The sequence below is a fragment of the Dactylosporangium sp. NPDC048998 genome, from assembly GCF_043197855.1.
Classification (GTDB): Bacteria; Actinomycetota; Actinomycetes; order Mycobacteriales; family Micromonosporaceae; genus Dactylosporangium.
In genome coordinates this window covers 26,346-47,685 of record NZ_JBICTV010000018.1, presented here as the reverse complement: position 1 = coordinate 47,685, position 21,340 = coordinate 26,346, and the positions used below count along the sequence as shown (strand labels likewise).

Annotated in this window: 22 protein-coding genes; 10 read left to right on the top strand and 12 right to left on the bottom strand. The window is 72.7% G+C overall.

Going from position 1 to position 21,340, the window contains the following annotated elements; genetic code table 11:
• Window positions 1-106: 106 nt before the first annotated feature.
• Complete coding sequence (locus ACGFI8_RS31305; RefSeq protein WP_392810382.1) at window positions 107-745, bottom strand: MerR family transcriptional regulator; 639 nt, start codon at window positions 743-745, stop codon at window positions 107-109.
• Window positions 746-829: 84 nt separating this feature from the next.
• Here ACGFI8_RS31305 and ACGFI8_RS31300 point away from each other — a divergent pair, with 84 nt between their 5' ends.
• Window positions 830-1,783 (top strand): hypothetical protein, encoded by a 954-nt coding sequence (locus tag ACGFI8_RS31300; RefSeq protein ID WP_392810381.1) that lies wholly within the window; start codon window positions 830-832, stop codon window positions 1,781-1,783.
• On the top strand, window positions 1,783-2,211 hold the full coding sequence (locus ACGFI8_RS31295; protein ID WP_392810380.1) for an ABA4-like family protein: 429 nt from the start codon (window positions 1,783-1,785) through the stop codon (window positions 2,209-2,211). The genes ACGFI8_RS31300 and ACGFI8_RS31295 overlap by 1 nt, the downstream gene beginning before the upstream one ends.
• Before the next feature lie 20 nt (window positions 2,212-2,231).
• On the opposite strand, the gene ACGFI8_RS31290 is transcribed toward ACGFI8_RS31295, so the two are convergent.
• Window positions 2,232-2,726: a polyadenylate-specific 3'-exoribonuclease AS gene (locus ACGFI8_RS31290; RefSeq protein ID WP_392810379.1), complete on the bottom strand. Its 495-nt coding sequence runs from the start codon at window positions 2,724-2,726 to the stop codon at window positions 2,232-2,234.
• A gap of 382 nt (window positions 2,727-3,108) precedes the next feature.
• On the opposite strand from ACGFI8_RS31290, the gene ACGFI8_RS31285 reads away from it, so the two are divergent.
• Both ACGFI8_RS31285 and ACGFI8_RS31280 read left to right on the top strand, forming a co-directional pair.
• Window positions 3,109-3,801, top strand: a complete 693-nt coding sequence (locus ACGFI8_RS31285; protein ID WP_392810378.1) for a Crp/Fnr family transcriptional regulator — start codon at window positions 3,109-3,111, stop codon at window positions 3,799-3,801.
• 140 nt (window positions 3,802-3,941) lie between these two features.
• Complete coding sequence (locus ACGFI8_RS31280) at window positions 3,942-7,550, top strand: adenylate/guanylate cyclase domain-containing protein (protein WP_392810377.1); 3,609 nt, start codon at window positions 3,942-3,944, stop codon at window positions 7,548-7,550.
• Here ACGFI8_RS31280 and ACGFI8_RS31275 read toward each other — a convergent pair.
• The gene (locus ACGFI8_RS31275; RefSeq protein ID WP_392810375.1) at window positions 7,501-8,208 is read right to left on the bottom strand and encodes a lysophospholipid acyltransferase family protein; all 708 of its coding nucleotides are present in this window, start codon (window positions 8,206-8,208) and stop codon (window positions 7,501-7,503) included. The genes ACGFI8_RS31280 and ACGFI8_RS31275 overlap by 50 nt on opposite strands.
• Before the next feature lie 180 nt (window positions 8,209-8,388).
• On the opposite strand from ACGFI8_RS31275, the gene ACGFI8_RS31270 reads away from it, so the two are divergent.
• The gene (locus ACGFI8_RS31270) at window positions 8,389-9,213 is read left to right on the top strand and encodes a DUF308 domain-containing protein (protein ID WP_392810374.1); all 825 of its coding nucleotides are present in this window, start codon (window positions 8,389-8,391) and stop codon (window positions 9,211-9,213) included.
• A 36-nt stretch (window positions 9,214-9,249) separates the two neighbouring features.
• Here ACGFI8_RS31270 and ACGFI8_RS31265 read toward each other — a convergent pair whose 3' ends face one another.
• Together ACGFI8_RS31265 and ACGFI8_RS31260 are read right to left on the bottom strand one after the other, a co-directional pair.
• Complete coding sequence (locus ACGFI8_RS31265; protein WP_392810488.1) at window positions 9,250-10,035, bottom strand: alpha/beta hydrolase; 786 nt, start codon at window positions 10,033-10,035, stop codon at window positions 9,250-9,252.
• An 11-nt stretch (window positions 10,036-10,046) separates the two neighbouring features.
• Entirely contained in the window at window positions 10,047-11,552 is a 1,506-nt protein-coding gene (locus ACGFI8_RS31260) for a flavin-containing monooxygenase (protein WP_392810373.1), read from the bottom strand.
• A gap of 17 nt (window positions 11,553-11,569) precedes the next feature.
• On the opposite strand from ACGFI8_RS31260, the gene ACGFI8_RS31255 reads away from it, so the two are divergent.
• Together ACGFI8_RS31255 and ACGFI8_RS31250 are read left to right on the top strand one after the other, a co-directional pair.
• Window positions 11,570-11,884 carry a hypothetical protein gene (locus ACGFI8_RS31255; RefSeq protein WP_392810372.1) on the top strand — a complete coding sequence of 105 codons (315 nt, stop codon included), beginning with the start codon at window positions 11,570-11,572 and terminating at the stop codon, window positions 11,882-11,884.
• A gap of 3 nt (window positions 11,885-11,887) precedes the next feature.
• The gene (locus ACGFI8_RS31250; RefSeq protein WP_392810371.1) at window positions 11,888-12,550 is read left to right on the top strand and encodes a nucleotidyl transferase AbiEii/AbiGii toxin family protein; all 663 of its coding nucleotides are present in this window, start codon (window positions 11,888-11,890) and stop codon (window positions 12,548-12,550) included.
• Here the strand turns inward: ACGFI8_RS31250 and ACGFI8_RS31245 are convergent.
• From ACGFI8_RS31245 to ACGFI8_RS31230, 4 genes are read right to left on the bottom strand one after another with little or no spacing between them, the layout of a single operon-like run.
• Window positions 12,547-13,221, bottom strand: coding sequence for an endonuclease/exonuclease/phosphatase family protein (locus tag ACGFI8_RS31245; protein WP_392810370.1), 675 nt, complete (start codon window positions 13,219-13,221; stop codon window positions 12,547-12,549). The genes ACGFI8_RS31250 and ACGFI8_RS31245 overlap by 4 nt on opposite strands.
• Window positions 13,222-13,245: 24 nt before the next feature.
• Window positions 13,246-14,190: an ROK family glucokinase gene (locus ACGFI8_RS31240; protein WP_392810369.1), complete on the bottom strand. Its 945-nt coding sequence runs from the start codon at window positions 14,188-14,190 to the stop codon at window positions 13,246-13,248.
• Between the two features lie 58 nt (window positions 14,191-14,248).
• The gene (locus ACGFI8_RS31235) at window positions 14,249-14,614 is read right to left on the bottom strand and encodes a hypothetical protein (protein WP_392810368.1); all 366 of its coding nucleotides are present in this window, start codon (window positions 14,612-14,614) and stop codon (window positions 14,249-14,251) included.
• On the bottom strand, window positions 14,611-15,057 hold the full coding sequence (locus ACGFI8_RS31230) for an SRPBCC family protein (protein ID WP_392810367.1): 447 nt from the start codon (window positions 15,055-15,057) through the stop codon (window positions 14,611-14,613). The genes ACGFI8_RS31235 and ACGFI8_RS31230 overlap by 4 nt, the downstream gene beginning before the upstream one ends.
• Before the next feature lie 129 nt (window positions 15,058-15,186).
• On the opposite strand from ACGFI8_RS31230, the gene ACGFI8_RS31225 reads away from it, so the two are divergent.
• The 3 genes from ACGFI8_RS31225 to ACGFI8_RS31215 all read left to right on the top strand — a co-directional run bounded on the left by ACGFI8_RS31225 (window position 15,187) and on the right by ACGFI8_RS31215 (window position 19,363).
• Window positions 15,187-16,977, top strand: a complete 1,791-nt coding sequence (locus ACGFI8_RS31225; protein ID WP_392810366.1) for an AMP-dependent synthetase/ligase — start codon at window positions 15,187-15,189, stop codon at window positions 16,975-16,977.
• Between the two features lie 133 nt (window positions 16,978-17,110).
• Window positions 17,111-18,661, top strand: a complete 1,551-nt coding sequence (locus ACGFI8_RS31220) for a GAF domain-containing sensor histidine kinase (protein ID WP_392810486.1) — start codon at window positions 17,111-17,113, stop codon at window positions 18,659-18,661.
• Between the two features lie 33 nt (window positions 18,662-18,694).
• Window positions 18,695-19,363, top strand: coding sequence for a response regulator transcription factor (locus ACGFI8_RS31215; protein WP_344610478.1), 669 nt, complete (start codon window positions 18,695-18,697; stop codon window positions 19,361-19,363).
• A gap of 137 nt (window positions 19,364-19,500) precedes the next feature.
• Here ACGFI8_RS31215 and ACGFI8_RS31210 read toward each other — a convergent pair whose 3' ends face one another.
• From ACGFI8_RS31210 to ACGFI8_RS31200, 3 genes are all read right to left on the bottom strand, one after another.
• Window positions 19,501-20,628: a glycosyltransferase family 4 protein gene (locus ACGFI8_RS31210; protein ID WP_392810365.1), complete on the bottom strand. Its 1,128-nt coding sequence runs from the start codon at window positions 20,626-20,628 to the stop codon at window positions 19,501-19,503.
• Between the two features lie 18 nt (window positions 20,629-20,646).
• Window positions 20,647-20,892 (bottom strand): hypothetical protein, encoded by a 246-nt coding sequence (locus ACGFI8_RS31205; RefSeq protein ID WP_392810364.1) that lies wholly within the window; start codon window positions 20,890-20,892, stop codon window positions 20,647-20,649.
• A gap of 60 nt (window positions 20,893-20,952) precedes the next feature.
• Window positions 20,953-21,340, bottom strand: a 388-nt coding sequence (locus tag ACGFI8_RS31200; protein WP_392810363.1) for a hypothetical protein, incomplete at its 5' end; no start/stop codon positions are given.

Genomic DNA, 21,340 nt, shown 5'->3' with positions numbered 1-21,340 from the left:
CTTCCTGGTTGCGTGCTCGACCGGCCGTACGGGCACGGTCGAGCCCGAGGTACCCGCTGGCGACGCTGCCGATTCACAGCGCACTGTAGTCGCTCCGGCTGAACGCTCAGCAGTCGTCCCCGCGAATCCCGAACTTCTTCGCCGACTCATGTTCCTGCGCGAGGCGCCGCAGCGCGGCCAGCAGCGAGTCGCCCAGGATCGAGCCGACCACCGCCGCATACAACATCCCCTCGGCGCCCCGGGCTCGCCCGACGAAGTCGAGATCGTGGCCGGCGATGGTCTCCGCGACGTCCGCGTACTGCTCCAGAAGCGCCCCGACGTCGCCCCCGACCTGCTCGAACGCGGCGAGCACCTCGGCCGCGGCCTGCCGGGCGGGGGCACTGCGGCCGACCAGCCAGCCACGCTCGCCGACGAGCTTGTCGATGCGCACCCGGGCAGCCTGCACGGCCTCGGGATCGATGGAGTCCTTGCCGCCGGCCGCCGAGGGCAGCGCCTGGCCGAGCACCTCATGTACGTCCGGGTCGGGCTGGTCGAGGGCGGCCAGCAGCTGACGGATCGTAGCGATCGGCAGCCGGCCGACGTCCAGCAGGACCCGCACCAACCGCAGCCGCTGGACGTGGCGATCGTCATACCTGGCCTGGTTCGGGCTGGTCAGCTCGCCGGCCGGGAGCAGTCCCTCACGCAGGTAGTACTTGATCGTCGGCACGGGAACGCCGGTCCGCCGGCTCAGTTCCGCAATGCGCATGAGGCTCCTTCCAACCCTGATATGGATAGTGTACCTTGCCAATAGCAGACAGCACCGCTATCCATTCAGACCCGGGAGCACCCGATGCACGTCGCTCGACTTCACCGCCCCCTCATCGTGGTCGCCGGCCTGATGGCGGCCCTGGCCACGTTCGCCGCGATCGGCATCTTCGTGGACGACCGCACGCTCGTCGGCGTGCCGATCTGGCTCAAGCCGTTCAAGTTCTCGGTGTCGATCGCGATCTACGGCACGACGATCGCGTGGATGCTGAGCCTGCTCGCGGAGCGGCGCCGGCGCTTCGGCTGGTGGCTCGGCACGGTCATCGCCGCCGCCATGCTCATCGAGATCGCGATCATCGTGGGCCAGGCGGCCCGCGGCCACCAGAGCCACTTCAACCACCAGACCCCGCTCGACGGCGCGCTGTTCAACATCATGGGCGCCACCATCGCGGTGGCCTGGGTCGCCACGCTGATCCTCGCCATCCTGCTGCTCATGCAGCGCATGCCGGACCGCGCCAACGCCCTGGCCGTGCGCCTGGGCATCATCGTCGCGCTGGGCGGCATGGCGGTCGGCTTCCTCATGACCATCCCCACCGCCGCCGAGCTCGCCCAGGACAACCCGACGATCCTCGGCGCGCACAGCGTCGGCGTGCCCGACGGCGGCCCCAGCCTGCCGCTGGTCAACTGGAGCACCACCGGCGGCGACCTGCGCGCCGGGCACTTCATCGGCATGCACGCGCTGCAGGCGCTGCCGCTGTTCGCGCTCGCCCTGACGCTGGCCGCGCGCCGCGTCGCCCGCCTGCGCGCCGACCGGGTGCGCGCCCGCCTGATCGCGGTCGCCGGCTTCTTCTACGCCGGCCTGACCGTCCTCGTCACCTGGCAGGCGCTGCGCGGCCAGTCGCTGATCCACCCGGACGCGCTGACCCTCACCGTCGCGGGCGCCCTGATCCTGGCGAGCGCCGTGGGCGCGCTCTGGGCCTGGGTGGCCGCCGGCGCCGACCGCTCCCCCGCCACGCCCCGGCCGGCCGGGGCGTTCTGATGGCCGCGACGCTGTTCCGGCTGGCATTTTTGGCGGCGGTACCGTTCTGGGCCCTCATGATCCTGGCGCCCACCTGGCGCTGGACCCACCGGATCGCCTCCTCGCCACTCATCGTGCTCCCGGCGCTGGTGGTGTGGGCGTTCGCGATCGCCCCCGGGTTCGGCGACTTCGCGCGCGAGATGCTCGACCCCGACCTGGCCGGCGTCAAGGCACTGCTGGCGAACGACGACGTGGTCGCCGCGGTGTGGGCCCAGGTGATCGCATGGGACCTGTTCATCGGCCGCTGGATCTACCTGGACAGCCGCGAGCGGGGCCTGCACCCGCTGCTCATGGCCCCGGTGCTGGTCCTGACGATCCTGCTGTCCCCGATCGGCATGCCGCTGTACCTGGCGCTGCGCCTGCTGAAGCCCGCCCCGCGCAAGCCCTGAACCGCCCCTGCGCGCGGCGGTCAGCCGTGCATCACGCGCCAGCGGGCCAGGTTGTGACGCGCGTCCACCAGGGCGTCGTGGCGCCCCTCGGCCACCGGCAGCGACGGGCGGCCGGCGTCGTCCCACAGCTGGCGCAGGTCCTTCGTGAACCGCGGGATCTCGCGCGGCAGCGCCGGCATCGAGCCCCACAGCTGGGCCAGGGCGACGTGGTCGTACGCGGCGTACCACGCCCACAGCTCCAGCTCGTCCGCCTCTCCGCTGCGCAGCGGCTCGGTGAGGAAGTCCAGCAGCTCCTCGCGGATCCGCTCGCGCGAGCGCCACGCCTTGTCCGCCGGGGACGGGAGCTTGTCGAGGACGTTGCGGCGCACCCAGGAGACGGCCCGGGAGTCGTCGAACTCGGTCGATACCGCGTAGTACTCGCGCCCATGCTCGTCGACCACGCCGATCGAGACCAGGTCGATCAGCCTGCCGTCCTCGATGAACTCGCAGTCGTAGAAGTACCGATACGCCGCCACCGCACCCATCCTGCACCATGGCGCGAACGCTGATCACAGCGAGGCGCGAATTGGCCGCCGTTGATCTCGATCCGCCACGCGCCGCGGCCTGCCCCGTCACGCTCCGCGGCGCCGGACGAATCGACGAAATCGCGACCGGGCCCTGGGTGCTCGCACCACCCGGGGCCCGGTCGCGCCCTTGCCATGCCCCCCGCCCCCCAGCGGTTTGCGTGGTGGCACTAGCCTGCCTGCGGACTCATGAACGGCGCTGTCGGTGAGCCGATGCGGGGGATGTACAGAGTCCGACACGCACGTCATGATCTGGTAGAAGTTCCGTACTGTCTTCGTGATCACCTAACGTGATCATCAGTCCGATCAACGCTGAACCGGGAGGAGCTTGACCGTGGAGGGTCGACTGCCAGATCCCGGCGACGCACTGACCGGTGTGGAAATGTTCAGTGGTCTGGAGCCCGATGTCCGTCAACGGGTCATCCAGGCGGCGGTGCCACGGACATACCGCAAAGGCCAGCTGCTGTTCGTCGAAAACGATCCGGGCGAGTCGCTCATCGTGCTCAAGCGCGGTGCTGTGATGGTGTTCCGGACCGCACCGACTGGCGAGCGCGCGGTGCTTTCGGTGGTCCGGCCGCCCGACGCGCTCGGCGAGGTGTCGCTGCTCGACGGCTCCGGCCGCTCGGCGTCGGCCGAGGCGATCGAGGACTGCCAGGCGCTCGCGCTCTCTCGGCCCGCGTTCATCGAGCTGGTCCACGCCAACCCGCGGATCCTCGACGCCGTCATGCGGTCGCTGGGCGGGCTCATCCGGCGGCTCACCGAGCAGAACGCCGACCACGTCTTCCTCGACCTGCCGGGACGCGTCGCCAAGACGCTGGTCCGCCTGGCCGGCGAGACCACCGCGCCGATGGTCACCATCGAGCTCAACCAGAGCCAGCTCGCCGAGATGGCCGGCGGCTCGCGGCAGAGCGTCAACCAGGCGATCGGGTCGTTCGCCAGCCGCGGCTGGCTGCGCACCGAGGGCCGCCGGATCGTGGTGACCGACCTGAGCGCGCTGCGCCGCCGGGCCGGGATGACCGAACGCTGAGCCCCGCCGCCCTTTCAGGCAGGTAAACCGGAAAACAGGCGGAAAAATAGGACTGGACGGCCGGGGTGCCGGGTGCCATTTCGGACACCTGGCCGCCCCGGCCGCCGACGTGTGAGGATGGGTTCTCACAGGGCAAGGGAGTGTCGGCGATTTCCAGTCAGTGCGCACGCTGCGGCCGCCCGGCGAGCGAGGGCGACCGTTTCTGCGGTGGTTGCGGCGCCGAGCTGAGCCCGCCGTGCCCGACCTGTGGGCGCACGCTGGCGCCCGATGCCGTGTTCTGCACCGGCTGCGGCACGCCGCGGGCCGACACGAGCGTGGCGCGCAACCTGATCCGCGCCGAGCGCACCGCCGGCCGGGCCTCGGTGCCGGCGATCCCGGCGGCACGCAGCGAGGACCGGCGGCGCATCAGCGTGCTGTTCGTGGACCTGATCGACTTCACGCCGTACGTCGAGCGCGCCGACCCCGAGCTCGTCCGCGAGCTGCAGAAGAGCTTCTTCTCCACCGCCCGCGAGGTCATCGGGCAATACGGCGGGGTCGTCGAGAAGTACATCGGCGACGCGGTCATGGCGCTGTTCGGCGCGCCCGTGGCCACCGAGACCGACGCGGTGCGCTGCGTGCGGGCTGGGCTCGAGCTGCAGCGGGTGCTCGCGCGGTACGCCAGCACCGGCGAGGGCGAACGCGAGCTGCGCTTCCGCGTCGGCGTCGCGACCGGCGAGGCCCTCGTGGACGTGGCCGCGGCCCGCGACGGCGGCCAGGCCATCGTCGCCGGCGACGTGGTCAACACCGCGTCCCGGCTGCAGTCGCTGGCCCCGCCCGGCGGGGTCCTGGTGTGCGGCAGCACCTACGCGCTGACCAAGTCCTCGATCCGCTACGAGGCGCAGCCGCCGGCGACGCTGCGCGGGCGCTCCACGCCGACCGAGGTGTGGCTGGCGCTGGCCCCGCTGCGGCGCAACCACCCCGACCGCGAGGCTGGCTCGACCCCGCTGGTCAACCGCACCCACGAGCTGAGCCTGCTCGTCAACGCGCTGCACCGGGGCCTGCGCGAGCGCACCCCGCAACTGGTCACCGTGCTCGGCCACGCCGGCATCGGCAAGAGCCGGCTGGTGCACGAGCTGTTCCTGCACGCCGAGCGGCTCTTCGACGCGCCGGTGGCGTGGCGGACCGGGCGCTGCCCGCCGTTCGGGGAGAACGTCACGTATGCCGCGCTCGCCGACATCGTCAAGGCGCAGTCCGGCATCCTGGACACCGACACCGCCGAGACCACGCGTGAGCGGCTCGACACGGCGCTCGCGGCGATCGTCGGGCCCTCGGAGGCCGAGCGGCTCGCCGAGGCGCTCAGCCCGCTCGTCGGCCTGCCCGGGCCGAAGCTCGCCCCGGACGAGACCGAGTCGGCGTGGCGGCGCTTCGTGGTGGCGCTCGCCGCCCACCGCCCTACCGTCCTGGTCTTCGAGGACCTGCACTGGGCCGACGAGTCGATGGTCCGGTTCGTGGAGCGGCTCGGCGCCTCGGTGCGCGACGTGCCGCTGCTGCTGCTGTGCACCGCGCGCCCGGAGCTGCTGGAGCGCAACCCGAGCTGGGCCGGCGCGGTCGCGGGCGCGGTGTCGATCACGCTGCCCCCGCTGCGCGACACGGAGATCGCGACGATGTACGCCCACCTGCTGGGCGCGGCGACCTTCCCGTCGCAGTCGCTGAGCTCCCTGGTCGAGCTGGCCGACGGCAACCCGCTCTACGCGCTCGAGTACACCCGGATGCTCGCCGAGCAGGGCAACCTACCCACCACCGACGCCTTCGGGCGCAAGCTGCCGATGCCGGACAGCGTGCACGCGGTCATCGCCAACCGGGTCGACCTGCTCGACGCCGCCGACCGGGCGGTGCTGCAGGCCGCCGCGGTCGTCGGCATGAACTTCTGGCCGGGTGCGGTCGGGGCCGCCATGAGCCGGCCCGCCGACGGCATCGAGCGCTCCCTGCGCCGGCTCGAGCAGCGCGACCTCATCCACGAGCAGGCCGCCTCCACGATGGAGGGCCAGACGGAGTACCGCTTCGGCCACGTCCTGGTCCGCGACGTGTGCTACCAGCGCCTGCCGCGCACCGAGCGGGTCGCGCGCCACGAACTGACCGCCGAGTGGCTGGACAACGTCGCCGCCGACCGGGACACCGACCTGGCCGAGGTTGTCGCCAACCACCGGTTCACGGCGTACGAGATCGCCCGCTCCCTCGGCCTGGACGCCGCGCGCTACAGCGTCCCGGCGCGCGACGCGATGCACCGCGCGGCCCGCCGCGCCTACGCGCTGCACGCCCTGGAGGCGGCCGCCGCGCACGCGGGCAAGGCGCTGGCCCTGTGCGACGAGGACACCGACGCGCTGGAGCGGCTGCGGATCGAGCAGCTCAGCACGGAGATCGCGTTCTACGCCAACCCGGAGTCGTTCCTGGGCACCGGCGGCGCCGACCGGCTGGTCGGGCTGGCCGAGCGCCTCTACGCGGCCGGCGACCAGGCCGGCGCGGCGCGCGCGTGGACGGTCCGGGGCCAGGCCGCCTGGCTGCGCGCCGACCGGCTCGACGCGCTGTCCTGCCTCGACCGCGCGGTGGAGCTCTTCGACGAGCTGCCGGACGGGCCGCAGAAGGCCGACGCGTACGCCGAGCTCGGCCGCCTGCACATGCTGAACTTCGAGGTCGAGCCGGCCGTCGCGGCGGCCAGCGCGGCCGCGGAGATCGCCGACCGGCTGGGCCTGATCGAGGTGGCCACCGGCGCGCGGATCACGATCGGCACCGCGCTGTTCCAGGCCGGCGACCGCTCGGGCCTGGTAGAGCTGCAGTCCGCACTGGAGGTCAGCCGCGAGCGGCGGCTGCTGTCGGAGCACCGGGCGCTGCGCAACGTCTCGTGGGCGCTGCTGGAGGACGGCGACTGGACCGCGTCGGCGGCCCTGCTGGGCGACAGCCGCAACGCGGTGCCCGGCAGCCACACGCTCGCGACCGGTTACTCCGACGTCGCCCAGTCGGCCTACTTCACCGGGGACTGGCCGGCGTACGTCGTCGCGGCCGAGGCGGCCATGGCCGAGCCCGGCGCCGAGTGGGACCTGCAGGTCCGCGGGGTGCGCGCCTGGATCCGCACGCTGCGCGGCCAAGCCCTCGACGACGGCGGGAACGACGTGGAGGACCTCGTCGCCGCCGGCCGGCGCAGCGGCTTCTACCGCCTGCAGTGGGTCGCGCTCGGCCACGGCGCCCTGTGCCGGGCCCTGCAGGGGCGCGACCGCGACGCCGAGGCGCTCATCGTGGAGCTGGCCAAGACGTGGCGGGAGGTCCGCGCGATCGCCAGCGGCGAGTGGATCGACGCGACCGCGCACGCGGCCGTGCTCTCCGGCCGGGTGGCGATGATGGCGGTCCGGGACATGCTCGCCGACGTGCCGCACCGCACCCCGTGGGTGGAGGCGGCGCTGCGCACGATCACCGGGGCGATCGCGTTCGTCGACGGCGACGTCGCGCGGGCGGCGGACATGCATCTGGCCGCGGCCGAGATCTACGGCGAGATCCCGAACAACTCGGCGCGCATCCTGTCGGTCGCCTGGGCCGTGCAGGCGCTGGGCCGCGGCGGCGACGACCGGATCGAGCCGTGGCGGGCCGAGCTGGTCGCCTTCGCCGAGCAGGCGGGCACGCCCCGCCTGCTCGAGCTGGCATTCGAGCCGGCATTCGAGCCGGCAGAGGTCAGGCCGCCACAGGCTGCGACGGGGTCGCAGGCTGCTGGGCGTTCTTGACCTTCTGGGCGTACATGTCGATGTACTCGCGCCCGGAGAGCGTCATGAGCTCGTACATGATCTCGTCGGTGACCGCGCGCTCGATGAACCGGTCCCCCGCCATCCCGGCATACCGGGAGAAGTTGAGCGCGGGGCCAAACCTGATGTGCACCCGCTTGAGGTTCGGCAGCCTCTGCCCGATCGGCTGGATCTTGTCCATGTTCATCATGGCGACGGGGACGACGGGCGCCCCGGACTCCAGCGCGAGGCGGGCGACGCCGGTCTTGCCGCGGTACAGCCGCCCGTCGGGCGACCGGGTGCCCTCCGGGTAGATGCCGAAGATGCCGCCCTCCCGCAGGATCTTGAGGCCCACCTCGAGCGCCGCCCGGGCCGCCTTGCCCCCGGAGCGGTCGATGGGGACCTGGCCGGTGCCGGCGAAGAACAGCTTGGTGAGCCAGCCCTTGATCCCCTTTCCGGTGAAATACTCGGCTTTGGCCGGGAAGGTGACGCGACGCTTGACGCTCAGCGGCATGAAGATCGAGTCGGCGAACGAGAGGTGGTTGCTGGCGATGATCACCGGGCCCTGGGCCGGGACGTACTCAACCCCCTCCACCTTCGGGCGGAACACCAGCTTCAGCCAAGGTCCGAGGACGATGTACTTGAGGAGCCAGTAGAGCACCGGCCGTCCTTTCGCCAGTCGCGCGACAATCGGTGATGACCGTCGCAATGAGCCTACGAAGCAGTACGGCACACCACAACGCACTCCCGGAACGACGGCCGGGCATGTCAGGATTTCGGTCAGCGGTTTTTTCGCGGCGCACCCGGACGCCGCGATGGCGGCCGCGGGGAGGGGCAAGCTGTGCCAGGGGGTGGGGCGCGGCGCGGCCGGCGGGACAACGGCCTGGTGGCGCAGGAGTACGCGGTGGTGGGCGACGTCGATCCGCGGGTCGGCGAGCATCTGCTCGACATGCTGGCTGAGGGCGGCATAGCGGCATATCTGCAGCCCGCCTCCGACCTGCATCCGCTGACCCGCACCACGACGCTGCCCGCTCGGCCGACCGATCGGCTCTACGCCGACCGGGAGCACCTGGCCACCGCGCGGGACTACCTCGCCCAGCTCACGTCCGTGGCCGAGCAGCACACCCCGGCCGCCGAGACGCCGCAGCCGGCCCCGGTGGAGAGCAAGGCCCCGGCCGCCGAGTCCGACGAGGACGCCTTCGCCGCGATCGTGGCCGGCTTCCACAACACCGTCGACCCGGCCGCCGCGGTGCCGTGGCCCGCCGCCGAGAACCTGGAGTCCTCCAGCACCGCCGCGCCGGACATGGACACCGAGCCGGCGCCGCGCGCGCCGCTGCGCCGGCCCTCCGACGCGGTCGACCGGTCGCTGCTGGACAGCCTCGACACCTTCGGCGCCGACCTGCCCGACGACGAGGAGGACGAGGAGGGGTACACCCCGCCTCCCCCGCCGCCGCTGCCGCGGATCGCGCCGGTCACGATCGCCGGGGTCCTGGCCCTGGCCGCCGGGATGATCCTGCTGTTCTGGCCGGACATCCTGCCACTGGGCTCGCAGACCACGCTGTTCCTGGGCTTCGCGGGCGTGCTCGGCGGCTTCGTGACCCTCGTGCTGCGGCTGCGCCCCGGCGACGAGGACGACGACGACCCCGACAACGGCGCCCGCGTCTGACCCGGCCCTGACCCGGTCCTGGCCTAGCGAACCGGCCTAGCGAACCTTCTCGAGCCAGTCGGCGATGGCGTCGATCGGCTCCTGCCAGCGGGCGTCGAGCATCAGGTCGTGCCCCATGCCGGGGAACAGCAGCGGCGAGCCGCCGTAGCGCCGCGCCACCCACTCCAGCGCCGAGCCGGACACCACCCGGTCGTGCGGGCTGCCCACCACGAGCACCGGCGGCGAGCCGACCGGCGCCTCCGGCTGGCGGCGGCGGATCAGCTGCCGCTGGGCGCCGCCCGGGATCCGCTGGAGGCGCTGGGCGTACGCCTGGGCCTGGTTGCCCGCCAGCGCCCGGCTGAACAGCTGCTCCCGGCGCAGCGACACCCGGCCGCCGAACAGCCCCGGCAGGGTGCCCACCGGGTTGCGCCCCAGCAGGCCGAACGCGGTGCCGACGCCGCCGAAGACGGGGGCGAGCAGCACGCCGGCGCGCACCGGGTAGCGGGCCATCGCCATGGCCACCACCAGCGCGCCCGCGCCGTGCCCGACGAGCACCGCCTGCCGGGGCAGGGACGCCGCCACCTGGGTGACGTCGTGGACGTAGTCGCGCAGCCGGGCCTGCGGCGCCGGGCCGCTGCCGCCGTGGCCGCGCAGGCTCATCGCATACGCCGGGAAGCCCCGCTCCGCCGTGTGCTCCAGCCAGTGCTGGGCGAAGGCCCACGCGCCGTGGCCGTATCCGGGCACGAACAGCACCGGGGCCGCGGTGCCCCCGCCCGATGGCTGTGCGTCGAGCACCTCGCGGTGCACCGGCTTCGGCGGATCGGCCCACTCGTCGGAACGCATCACCCGCGTGGTCAACGGACCGCCTCCAGCTCGTGCAGGGTCTTCTCCAGCTCCTGCAGGTACACGAAGTGGCTCACCTCGAACCAGTGGCGGGTCGAGTCGGTGACCTTCCGCTGGGTATAGCGGCGGTCGCCGTCGGCCCGCAGCCGCGCCCAGATCGCCTGCGCCTTGTCCGGCGCCGCGTCGAGCACCCGCAGCCACTGCGCGATGAGCACGGTCTGCCAGTGCGACAGCGTGAACAGCGCCGAGTCGGGCTGCAGCAGCCCCGCCACCGCGAGCGTCGGGTGCGTGCGGGACAGCATCTGCAGGGCCAGCCGCGGCCGCCCCGCCGAGTCGGTGGACAGCAACTCCGGGGCGAGGAACTCGAACTTCGGCTGGTATCCGGTGGCCAGCACCACGAGGTCGGGGTCGATCACCCGGCCGTCGGCCAGCACCACCTCGTGCCCCTCGAAGTGCTTCACGTCCGGTACCGCGGTGATGGCGCCGTGCCCGAGGTAGTACGGCAGTTGGCTGTTCACCAGCGGGTGCATCTCCAGAATGCCGTGCTCCGGCTTCGGCAGCCCGAACCGGGTCAGGTCCCCCACCGTCATGTTGATCGTGCGGTGCAACAGCCACTGGCGCACCCGCACCGGCAGCCGCATCGCCAGAATCTTGTCGTTGACCTGGTCGGCCGGGCGGCCGAGGGCGAACTTCGGCGCGTACCAGTACCCGCGGCGGGTCGAGTGCCAGCACTTGGCCGCCTGCTGGGCCGCCTCGACCGCGATGTCGCAGCCGGAGTTGCCGGCGCCGATGACGAGCACCCGGTGCCCGCGCAGCTGGGCGGCGTCCTTGTACTGGCTGGCGTGGATGACCTTGCCGCGGTACTCCGCCAGGCCTTCGTACTCGGGCATCTTCGGCGACCAGTTGTGCCCGTTGGCGGCGACCACGGCCGAGTAGCGCATGGTGCGCGGCGCCCCGCCCCGCGACCCCTTGACCGTCACGTCCCACCGCGGCGGGCCGCCGGCGGCGTCCTCGGCCGGCTCGACCCGGGCCACCTCGGTGCCGAACCAGATGTGCTCCCGCAGCCCGAAGTGGTCCGCGTAGCGTTCGAAGTACGCCAGCAGCTGCGTGTGGTGCGGGTAGTCCGGCCAGTCGTCGGGCATCGGGAAGTCGGGGAACTGGGTGAAGGGCTTCGACGAGATCAGGTGCGTGCTCGCGTACACGGGGCTGCGATCATGCCGCCAGTTCCACCCCCCGCCGACGCCGGTCTCCCGCTCGTAGCAGTCCACGCCGAACCCGGCCTCGCGCAAGTTCTTGATCGCCGTGAGCCCGGTCCCGCCGGCGCCGATCACGCAGACCGTGTCGCCGCGGTCGTATACCGGCTCGCCGTCCCGCCAGTGCGTCGCATTCCCGGCAAGGTCGCCGAATCGGCCCTCAGCACTCACCGCGTCGTCTCCCCACTCCCCGGTGTACCCGGCGCAGATCCTCTCCGCGAAGGCCGCTTTTGTCCAGTCGGCCCCTTGCCGCAGAGTGGCCATGTGGCCATTATTGGAGCGTGAGCCTCTCGTTCGAACAGCGCGTCCCCTGGACGGTCCCCGACACCCTGGAGGAGCTGACCGGCCCCACTCACGGCGTCGTCCACCTGCCCAAACACCTGGACTGGTCGGAGCAGCGGGTCTACGACCTCGACGACCCGAAGGACCTGGGCGTCATGTACGAGCGAGTGATCCGCGAGTCGGCCACCCCGGGCGACCTCCGCACATACCTCGACGCGGCAACGCTGCGGCGCATCTGGCGCCGGATGTGGCTGCCACGGACCGTCCGCGCCCTGTGGGAGGCCAGGTTCCCCGACCTCCGCGCCGCGGTGTAGCCGGTGCTGCCGCTGCACTCCCGGATGACCCGGGTGGCACTGCGCGCGATCGACAGCTACGGCTTCTGCCTGGCCGGCGGCTACGCCGTCCAGGCGCACGGCTTCACCGACCGGCAATCCGACGACGTCGACCTGTTCACGACCATGGCCCAGGCGAGGCACTTCCCGAAGGCGGTCCGCGCGGTCACCAAGGCGCTGGCCGACGAGGGGCTGACCAGCGAAATCACGCGGCGATTCGAGATGTACGCCAGATTTCAGGTGACCGACCCGGCCACCGGCGAGACCACGCACCTGGATCTCGGCACCGACTGGCGGGCGCGGGATCCCGTGGCGCTGGTCATCGGCCCGGTGCTGCACCCGGACGACGCGGTGGCGAACAAGGTCTCCGCGCTGTACGGACGGGCCGAATTCCGGGACTTCATCGACGTCCACGGCGCGCTGACCGACGGCCGCTACAGCGGCGACGACCTGCTCCGGCTCGGCGCCGAGCACGAGCAGGGCTTCGACCCGGCGATGTTCGTCTCGGCCCTGCGGTCCGTCGACCGCTTCGGCGAGCTCGCCTACCGGGTCTACAACCTGACCAACGAGCAGGGTGCCGCGATCGCCGGGCGGATGCTCGCCTGGGCGGACGAGATCGAGGCGCGGTACCGGGACCGGGCGGGTTAGGTTTCGAGCTCCAGGTCGGCGACGATCGGGAAGTGGTCGCTCGCGGCGCGGGTCTGCGGGGTGTCGATCACGTCGTACTGCAGGACGGTGAAGCGCCGGTCGACGAAGATCGCGTCCAGGCGCTCGCGGGCCGCCGTCGCGGGGTAGGTCGGGCGCTCGTCGGGGCCCGCCGCGTCGGTGAGGCCGTCGGCGATCATGCGCCAGGCGGCGCCGCCGGAGTTCTCGTTCAGGTCGCCGGCGAAGAGCAGGGGCTCCGGTACCTCGTCCATGTGCTGCTTGAGCAGGGCCGCCTGGGTCGGGCGCTCGGCCGCGTCGGTGGACAGGTGCGAGCCCGCCGCCACGAACGTGGCCCGGCCGACGCGGCACCGCACGAAGACGGCGCCGCGCATGTGCCGGCCGGGGGTGAGCGGGTAGCGCACGTTCCACTCGGTGAGCGCGCGCACCCGCAGGTTGGTGAGGATCAGGTTGCCCAGCGCCGGCAGCCCGCCGCCGCCGATGACGAGCTCGAAGCCGCGGGCGAGGTCCGCGGACTTCTGCCGCCACCGGAAGCGCCGGGGCGCCTCCTGCAGGATCGCCAGGTCGGGCGCGGCCTCCCGGACGGCCGACGCGAGCGCGCGCCGGTCGTCCTTGAGCCCGTGCAGGTTGTACGAGAGCACCCTGATCTTCGTCATGCGCCAACCCTCATGTGCGTGCCCTCACGTCCTTGCCAGGTCCGCCGCTCCCACGACGCCCGCCAGGTTGCCCATCAGCGCCGGGCGTACCTCGGCCACGGGCAGCCGGCCGCGCTGGGCGAGCTGCTCCTCGTAGCTGGCCCGGGCCGGCTTGAGCAGCAGGTCGCCGGCGTCGATCACGCCACCGCCGACCACGATGACCTGCGGGTCGAGCGTCTGCACGAGGTCCGCGAACGCGACGCCGAGCCAGTGCCCGACCTGCTCGAAGGCGCCGGTCGCGACCGGGTCGCCGAGCCGGGCCGCCTCGGTGACCGCCGGGCCCTTGATCGCGTCCGGGTCGCCGCCGGCCATCTGCAGGAGGCGCTCGGCGGCCTCGGGCCGGGCGCGGGCGTCGGCGCGGGCGAAGCGGACCAGCGCGTTGCCGCTGGTGTACTGCTCCAGGCAGCCGTGTCGGCCGCAGCCGCACGGGTGGCCGTCCGGCACCATCATCGCGTGGCCGAGCTCCCCGGCGACGCCGTGGGCGCCGCGGATGAGCCGGCCGCCGATGATGATCCCGCCGCCGATGCCGGTGCCCACGGTGTACAGCACCATCGAGTCGTTGGCGTCGTGCGCCGCGCCGAAGCGGAACTCGGCCCAGGCCGCCACGTTGCCGTCGTTCTCCACGACGGTCGGCAGCCCGACGGCCTGCTGGATCTTGTCGCGCAGCGGCTCGTTACGCCAGGCCAGGTTGGGCGCGAACTGCACGATCGAGCGGGTCTCGTCGACCCATCCGGCCGCGCCGATGCCGACGGCCTCCACCTCGTACGCGGTCGCCAGCTCCTTGATCACCTCGATGATGCGGTCGGCGGTCTCGCCCGGGTCCTGCGCCGGTGTGTCCCGTCGCGTCTGGACGAGCACGTCGCCCGCGGAGTCGACGACACCGCCGAGCACCTTGGTACCGCCGATGTCGACGCCGATGGTCAGCCCCACTGCGGCAAGCTCCTCTCGTACCGGCTCAGGCCAGCGCCGGGGTTGAAGGTTCGAGGGGTCAATCCTGTGCGACGTCGCTGTCGGTGGTTGACGGTTCCTGGGTGGCCGAGTGCCACACGTCCGGCTCCTCGTCGGGGCCGGGGCCTTCGGGGCCTCCACCCGGGGCTTTGAAATGCGGGGCCGCACGCTCCCCGAACGCCCGCAACACCGAGGCGAGACCGGCGGCAAGGTCCCCGGCGCCGGTGGCCAGCCGCTCGGCGAAGTCCGGATCGGGCTCGCGGGCGGCGGCGATCGCCTTGCACAGCGGGCACACGCAGCACTCGGCCGACCCGGTGGCGAAGCCGGCGGTGCTGCGCGCGGCCATCGACACGGCGGCGAGCGCCGTAGCGACCAGGCGCTCCGCCTCCTCGCGGGGGTCTTTCATGACCCGGCCTCGACCCGGCGCTTGAGCTCCTTGAGCGCGGTGTCCATAATCATCTTCTCGGCCTTGCGTTTGAACATGCCAAGCATGCCGATCGCCAGCTCCACGGCGAGCGAATAGGTCACCGTGGAAGTCCCGTCGGAGTTGGCGGTAATGTCGTAGCTGCCGTCCTGCTGCTTCTGCATCTTCGACGGTGCCACGAGGCTCCACTCGATGCGACCCAGGTCTTCGGCGTATTCGTACTGCAACGTGTATTCGTCGGACACCGGGCCCGAATCGAGGACGAAGCGGACCTGGCTGGCGTATCCGTCCTCGTATTCCTCGACCACCTCGACCGACTTCACCGCCGCCACCCACTCCGGGTAACGGGGGAAGTCGGAGATGACCGCGGCGACCCGCTCCGGGGGCGCGTCAATGACGATCGACTGCGTCGAAGTGTCGGCCATGCGTGGCAGGCTACCTCTGTCACCGAGGCCGTGGGGCGTCGGCTCGCCTCCTGGCGGGCGCTCGCCGGACCAGCTATGCCTACGGGTAGGTTCCCGATACGGAAACAGAGCCGAAATAAGGAGTCGGACGTGCGCGAGTTCTCCGTCCCCGCCGCGGTCATCATCGCCGAGACGGCCACGCTGACCGACCCCGTCTGGGACAATGCGACCGTTGCCCCCGACACGGTGCAGTTCCAGCGCCTGGCGGACGGCGTGTGGCAGGACGTCACCTGCGCGCAGTTCCTCGACCAGGTCGTGGCGCTGGCCCGCGGCCTGCTGGCGGCCGGCATCGAGCCGGGCGAGCGGGTGGCGCTGATGAGCAAGACCCGCTACGAGTGGACCCTCATCGACTACGCGATCTGGACCTGCGGCGCGGTCACCGTGCCGATCTACGAGACGTCCAGCCCCGAGCAGGTGGCGTGGATCCTGCAGGACTCCGGCGCGGTGGCCTGCTTCGTGGAGAGCGACGCGCACCGCGACGCCGTGGCGCAGGTGCGCGACCGCACCCCGGCGCTCGCGCACGTGTGGCAGATCGACGGCGCCCGCGGCGCGGTCGAGGAGCTCGTCGCCGACGGCGCCGGGGTGCCCCGGGAGGACGTGGACCGGCGGCGCACCGCGACGAAGGCGGACGACCTCGCCACGATCATCTACACCAGCGGTACCACGGGACGCCCCAAAGGCTGCATGATCACGCACCGCAACATGCTCTCGGACATCGTCAACGCCGTCCCGGAGCTGCGCTCGCTGTTCAACGAGGGCGCCCGCACCCTGCTCTTCCTGCCGCTGGCGCACTCCTTCGCCCGGCTCATCCAGATCGGCGTGGTCCAGGCGCGGGCCACGCTGGGGCACACGGCCGACACGAAGAACCTGGCCGACGTGCTGAAGAGCTTCCGGCCGACGTTCGTACTCTCCGTGCCACGCGTGTTCGAGAAGGTCTACAACACCGCCAAGCAGCGCGCGCAGGCCGACGGCAAGGGCGCGATCTTCGAGCGGGCCGAGCGCGTGGCGATCGACTACAGCGCGTCGCCGTCGCCCGGCCTGGTACTCAAGGCGCAGCACGCGCTGTTCGACCGGCTGGTGTACGGCAAGCTCCGCGCCGCGCTCGGCGGGCAGTGCACCCGCGCGATCTCCGGCGGCGCCCCGCTCGGCGAGCGCCTGGCGCACTTCTACCGCGGCATCGGCGTGACCGTCTACGAGGGGTACGGGCTGACCGAGACGTCCCCGGCCACCAACGCCAACCGCGACACCGGCGTGAAGATCGGCACCGTCGGCCGGCCGCTGCCCGGCGTCACGATCCGCATCGACGACGACGGCGAGATCCTGGTGCAGGGCGACATCGTGTTCCAGGGGTACTGGAACAACCCCGAGGCCACCGCCGAGGCGATCGATCCCGACGGCTGGTTCCACACCGGCGACCTCGGCGAGCTCGACGACGACGGCTTCCTGCGCATCACCGGCCGCAAGAAGGAGATCATCGTCACCGCCGGCGGCAAGAACGTGGCCCCGGCCGTGCTGGAGGACCGGGTCCGGGCGCACGCGCTGGTCAGCCAGTGCATGGTCATCGGCGACCGGGAGCCGTTCATCGCCGCGCTGATCACCATCGACCCCGACGCCCTGCCGGCCTGGAAGCGCGACAACGGCAAGCCCGAGGACGCCGGCGTCGAGGACCTCGTCGACGACGAGCAGCTGCGCGCGGAGATCCAGAAGGCGATCGACGAGGCCAACGACGCGGTGTCGAAGGCCGAGGCGATCAAGGTCTTCCGCATCCTGCCGCGCGACTTCACCGAAGCGACCGGGGAGCTGACCCCGTCGTTGAAGGTGAAGCGCAACGTCGTGATGAAGGAGTACGCGGGCGATATCGCCGCGATCTACGAGCGCTGACGAAGTGAAGGGATCGCTGTTGACGGACCTGCCGGACACGCCCGCTCGCCCCGCGGGCCCCGACGACCGTTCTCCGACCGCCCCGACCCCGGGCACGTTTCCGCAGCAGGCCGTGGTCGCCGTGCGCGGGCTCATGCTCGCCCTCGCCGCGCTGCTGCTGCTCAGCGACGGCGTGCGCGGCGCCGAGCTGGCCTGGCTCGCGCTGCTGGTCGCCGCCGCGGTCATTGCGACGGCCGCCCCCCGGGGGCACGATGTGGCCCGGCTGGGCCGCACCGCGGAGGTGCTGATCACGGCCTTCGCCGCCTCGACGCTCAACGGGGACGCCAGGGCCCTTCTGGTGTACCTCCCGGTGCCGATCGTCGCCGCCGCGCTCTCCGAGGGGCGCCGGATCGCGGGCGCGTACCTGGTCGCCTCGGCGGCGCTGCTCATCGCCGGCGGGGCGGTCGAGGGCCGGCTCGACGAGCGGGAGTACCTGACCGCGGGCGTCGAGTGGCTGGTGATCGCCGGCGTCGCCGCGTTCCAGGCCACGATGCTGCAGCGGTTCCTGCTGGCCCGCCGCCCCGACGACGCACCGCAGCCCTACGCCGAAGCGACCCGGCTGCTCACCCAGCTGCGCAGCGTGGCCCGGCAGCTGCCGGGCGCGACCCTCGACCCGGGCGGGCTCGCCGAGCACCTGCTCGACGAGGTCCGCGCGATGGTCCCCGCCGTCCGAGGCGCCGTGCTGTCCGGCAGCGGCGGCGGCCGGCTCGTGGTGCTGGCCCAGGCCGGCGTCGAGCGGCTGGACTGGGAGACCGCGCTGGACACCGAGAGCGCCGTCGCCGACGCCTGGGCGACGCAGCAGCCGGTCGTCTCCGGCCGCTCCCAGGCCCGCTCGGTGACCGGCGGGCAGAGCATCTCCTCCATGGTGGTGCCGCTGATCGCCGGCGTGCGCACCGTCGGGCTGATCGTGCTGGAGAGCGACGGCGCCGGGGCATACCCGCCGTCGCTGGTCGCCAAGGTCCAGTCGGTCACCGGCGCGGCCGCGCTGCGCCTGGAGGCCGCGCTGCTCTTCGACGAGGTGCGGTCCCTGGCCACCACCGAGGAGCGGCAGCGGCTGGCCCGCGAGATCCACGACGGCGTCGCCCAGGAGCTCGTCATGGTCGGCTACGGCATCGACAACGCCGTCGCGGCGCTGCCCAACGCCGAGGCCGCCGAGGAGGAGCTGCGCGTTCTGCGGGCCGAGGTCACCCGGGTCATCACCGAGCTGCGGCTGTCGCTGTTCGAGCTGCGCAGCGAGGTCGACCGGTACGGCGGGCTGATCGCCGCGATCGCCGACTACGCCCGCACCGTCGGCGCCTCCGCGGGCCTTCGCGTCCACCTGTCGCTCGACGAGACCACCGCCCGGCTGCCCGCCGCCGTCGAGGCGGAATTGCTGCGCATCGCCCAGGAAGCCATCACCAACGCGCGGAAGCATGCCGGCGCGGAGAATCTTTGGGTAACGTGCGCGGTCGATCCACCGTTCGCACAAGTAGAAATCTCCGACGATGGCAGCGGCATCGGTGAGAACCGCCCGGACGGGCGCTATGGTCTTGCGATCATGGCCGAGAGGGCGGAACGTATCCGGGGCCGGTTGGAGATCATGCCACGCGTGCCCAATGGGACCACAGTGGCGGTTGTGCTCGGAACCGCACCGCGTGCGCGGTAGCGTGAAGGCACCCAGAGGGAGAGAGCACCGGGAATGTCGACTACCGCGACCCCGACGACTCGCACGAAAGTGCTGCTCGTCGACGACCACGACCTCATTCGCCGAGGACTGCGGCACGCGTTCGAGCGCGACCGCCAGTTCGAGGTGGTGGGCGAGGCCGCCACGGCCGCCGAGGCGATCCGCCAGGCCGGCGCACTGCAGCCCGACGTCGTGATCATGGACCTCCGCCTGCCCGACGGCAGCGGCCTGGAGGCCACCCGCGCCCTGCGCAAGACCAGCAACAGCATGGGCATCGTCGTCCTGACCATGTACGCCGGCGACGACCAGCTCTTCGGCGCCCTCGAGGCCGGCGCCTCGGCCTTCGTGCCGAAGACCGCGCCCGCCGACGAGGTCGTGGCCGCGGCCCGGCACGCCGCCTCGGCCCCCAGCGCCTTCACCGCGGCCGACCTGGCCGAGGCGATGAAGCGCCGCCTGGCCCCGAGCGGCCCGCAGCTGTCTCCCCGCGAGGGCCAGGTCCTGCGCCTGCTCGCCGACGGCATGAGCGTGGCCGGCATCGCCAAGCAGCTGTTCGTCTCGGAGTCCACGGCGAAGACCCACATCTCGAAGCTCTACGAGAAGCTCGGCGCCGCCAACCGCGCCCAGGCCCTCATGACGGCGCTGCGCCTGGGCCTGCTCGAGGCGCCCGACGCCCCGAGCTTCTGACCTCGCGTTTCTGATCCCCCGGAATCCCCGGACGGCGCCTGGTCTGGTTCGGCCTTTGCGACGCCCGCCGAACCAGACCGGCCGCGCCATTCCCGGAATGGCGTCGCCCGTTTATCGCATTGTCGTCCGCGGATCGGCTATTCCTGTGCAAGTAGCGCGTGCAGCCGGGCGGCCTGCGTTTCCCAGCGCCACTCGGATTCGACCCACGCGCGCCCGGCCGCTCCCATTCGGACGGCCAGGTCGCGGTCGCGCAGCAGGGCGATCAGCCGGTCGGCGACGGCGTCGACGTCCCGCCCCGGCACCACGAAACCGGTCTCGCCCTCCCGGACCGCGTCCGGGGCGCCCCCGGAGTCCCCGGCGAGAACGGGCAGGCCGGTGGCGGAGGCTTCGAGGTACACGATGCCCAGCCCCTCGACGTCCAGCCCGCGCCGACGGGTGCGGCACGGCATGGCGAACACGTCCCCGGCCGCGTAGTGCGCGGGCAACTCGGCCCAGGACACCGACCCGGTGAATACGACGTCGCCGGCGACCCCCTGCTCGCGGGCCAGCCGCTCCAGCGCCGGCCGGTAGGGCCCGCCGCTCACGATCAGCAGGGCCGCGTCCGGCACCGCCCGCCGTACCTTCGGCAGCGCGCGGATGAGCACGTCCTGCCCCTTGCGCGGCACCAGCCGGGACACGCAGACCACCACCGGCCGCCCCGCCAGCCCGTGGCGGGCGCGCACCCCGGAGCCGTCCACCCGCGGCGTGTACGCGTCCACGTCGACGCCGGGCGCGAGCCGCTCCAGCGCGGTCAGCCCGCCGATCGCCCGGGCCAGCCGGGCCCGGGTGTACTCCCCCAGGTACGTCACGACGTCGGCCCCCCGCGCGATGCGCCGCAGCAGCGCCCGCGCGCCGGGCAGCGCGGCCCAGCCGACCTCGTGCCCGTGCGTGAGCGCGACGACCCGCTCCACCCCAGCCCGGCGGCGCAGCCCGTCGGCGAGCAGCCCGAGCGGCGCCGCCGCCCCGAACCAGACCCGATCACACCCGCGCCCCCGCGCGATCTCGACCGCCCGGCGCGCAACCGCCGGCGTGGGCAGCAGCATGCCGGTGGACTCCCGCACCACCTCGAACGGCTGCTCGGCGTCGAACTTGTCCGAGCCCTCCCACGTCGAGGCGTACACGACCACCTCGTCGCGCGGCTGGCGGACGGCCAGGTTGTGCACGAACTGCTGGATGCCCCCCGGCCGCGGCGGAAAATCATTGGTGATCAGCAGCGACGCGCCCATCCGAGGAACGCTACACAGTCACCAGCTGACGCGCGCCTCCGGCGCGGACGCGGTGGGGGGTTCCCACCCCACACCCCCCATGGCCGCTTCGCGGCCACCGGCCCGCGCTTCGCTGGCCGGTTCACCGGCTCCCTCGGCAGCATCACCGCGCTCTGCGCCCTGGGCTGGACGGGCCACCACGCCGACCTCCGGCGGCCAGCCCACTGGCGCAAGCATGACCCGCATGATCACGGAGTGAAAACGTACAAGGAGCAGCACGTTCACTCCGTGATCATCGAAATCCACGCACCGCGGCCGCCGAGCGCCGGAGCGGCGAGGTCAGCGTTAGGCGGCCAGTCCCGGGCCGACGCCGACGCACGGACGGAGCCGGGCGTGGACGGAGCCAGGCTGGGGCGGGCCGGCGCGTACACAGGCCCGCGATCTCCGCCGGCACAGCGCGAGCGGCGCGGTAGGGGCGACGCACGCCACGGGCAGCGCAGCGCGGCACGAGCGGCGCGGCACGGCGCGGGCGGCGCGGCACGGCACGGCGCGGGCGGCGCAGCGCGGGCGGCGCAGCGAGCACGGCGCAGCGCGGGCGGCGCAGCGAGCACGGCGCAGCGCGGGCGGCGCAGCGAGCACGGCGCAGCGAGCACGGCGCAGCGAGCACGGCGCAGCGAGCACGGCGCAGCGAGCACGGCGCAGCGAGCACGGCGCAGCGAGCACGGCGCAGCGA

Excerpts from the sequence above, each read along its gene's own strand:
- ACGFI8_RS31305 (WP_392810382.1), bottom strand. The coding sequence starts at position 745 with ATGCGCATTGCGGAACTGAGCCGGCGGACCGGCGTTCCCGTGCCGACG.
- ACGFI8_RS31300 (WP_392810381.1), top strand. The coding sequence starts at position 830 with ATGCACGTCGCTCGACTTCACCGCCCCCTCATCGTGGTCGCCGGCCTG.
- ACGFI8_RS31295 (WP_392810380.1), top strand. The coding sequence starts at position 1,783 with ATGGCCGCGACGCTGTTCCGGCTGGCATTTTTGGCGGCGGTACCGTTC.
- ACGFI8_RS31265 (WP_392810488.1), bottom strand. The coding sequence starts at position 10,035 with ATGCGTTCCGACGAGTGGGCCGATCCGCCGAAGCCGGTGCACCGCGAG.
- ACGFI8_RS31260 (WP_392810373.1), bottom strand. The coding sequence starts at position 11,552 with ATGGCCACTCTGCGGCAAGGGGCCGACTGGACAAAAGCGGCCTTCGCG.
- ACGFI8_RS31245 (WP_392810370.1), bottom strand. The coding sequence starts at position 13,221 with ATGACGAAGATCAGGGTGCTCTCGTACAACCTGCACGGGCTCAAGGAC.
- ACGFI8_RS31235 (WP_392810368.1), bottom strand. The coding sequence starts at position 14,614 with ATGAAAGACCCCCGCGAGGAGGCGGAGCGCCTGGTCGCTACGGCGCTC.
- ACGFI8_RS31230 (WP_392810367.1), bottom strand. The coding sequence starts at position 15,057 with ATGGCCGACACTTCGACGCAGTCGATCGTCATTGACGCGCCCCCGGAG.
- ACGFI8_RS31220 (WP_392810486.1), top strand. The coding sequence starts at position 17,111 with ATGCTCGCCCTCGCCGCGCTGCTGCTGCTCAGCGACGGCGTGCGCGGC.
- ACGFI8_RS31215 (WP_344610478.1), top strand. The coding sequence starts at position 18,695 with ATGTCGACTACCGCGACCCCGACGACTCGCACGAAAGTGCTGCTCGTC.
- ACGFI8_RS31210 (WP_392810365.1), bottom strand. The coding sequence starts at position 20,628 with ATGGGCGCGTCGCTGCTGATCACCAATGATTTTCCGCCGCGGCCGGGG.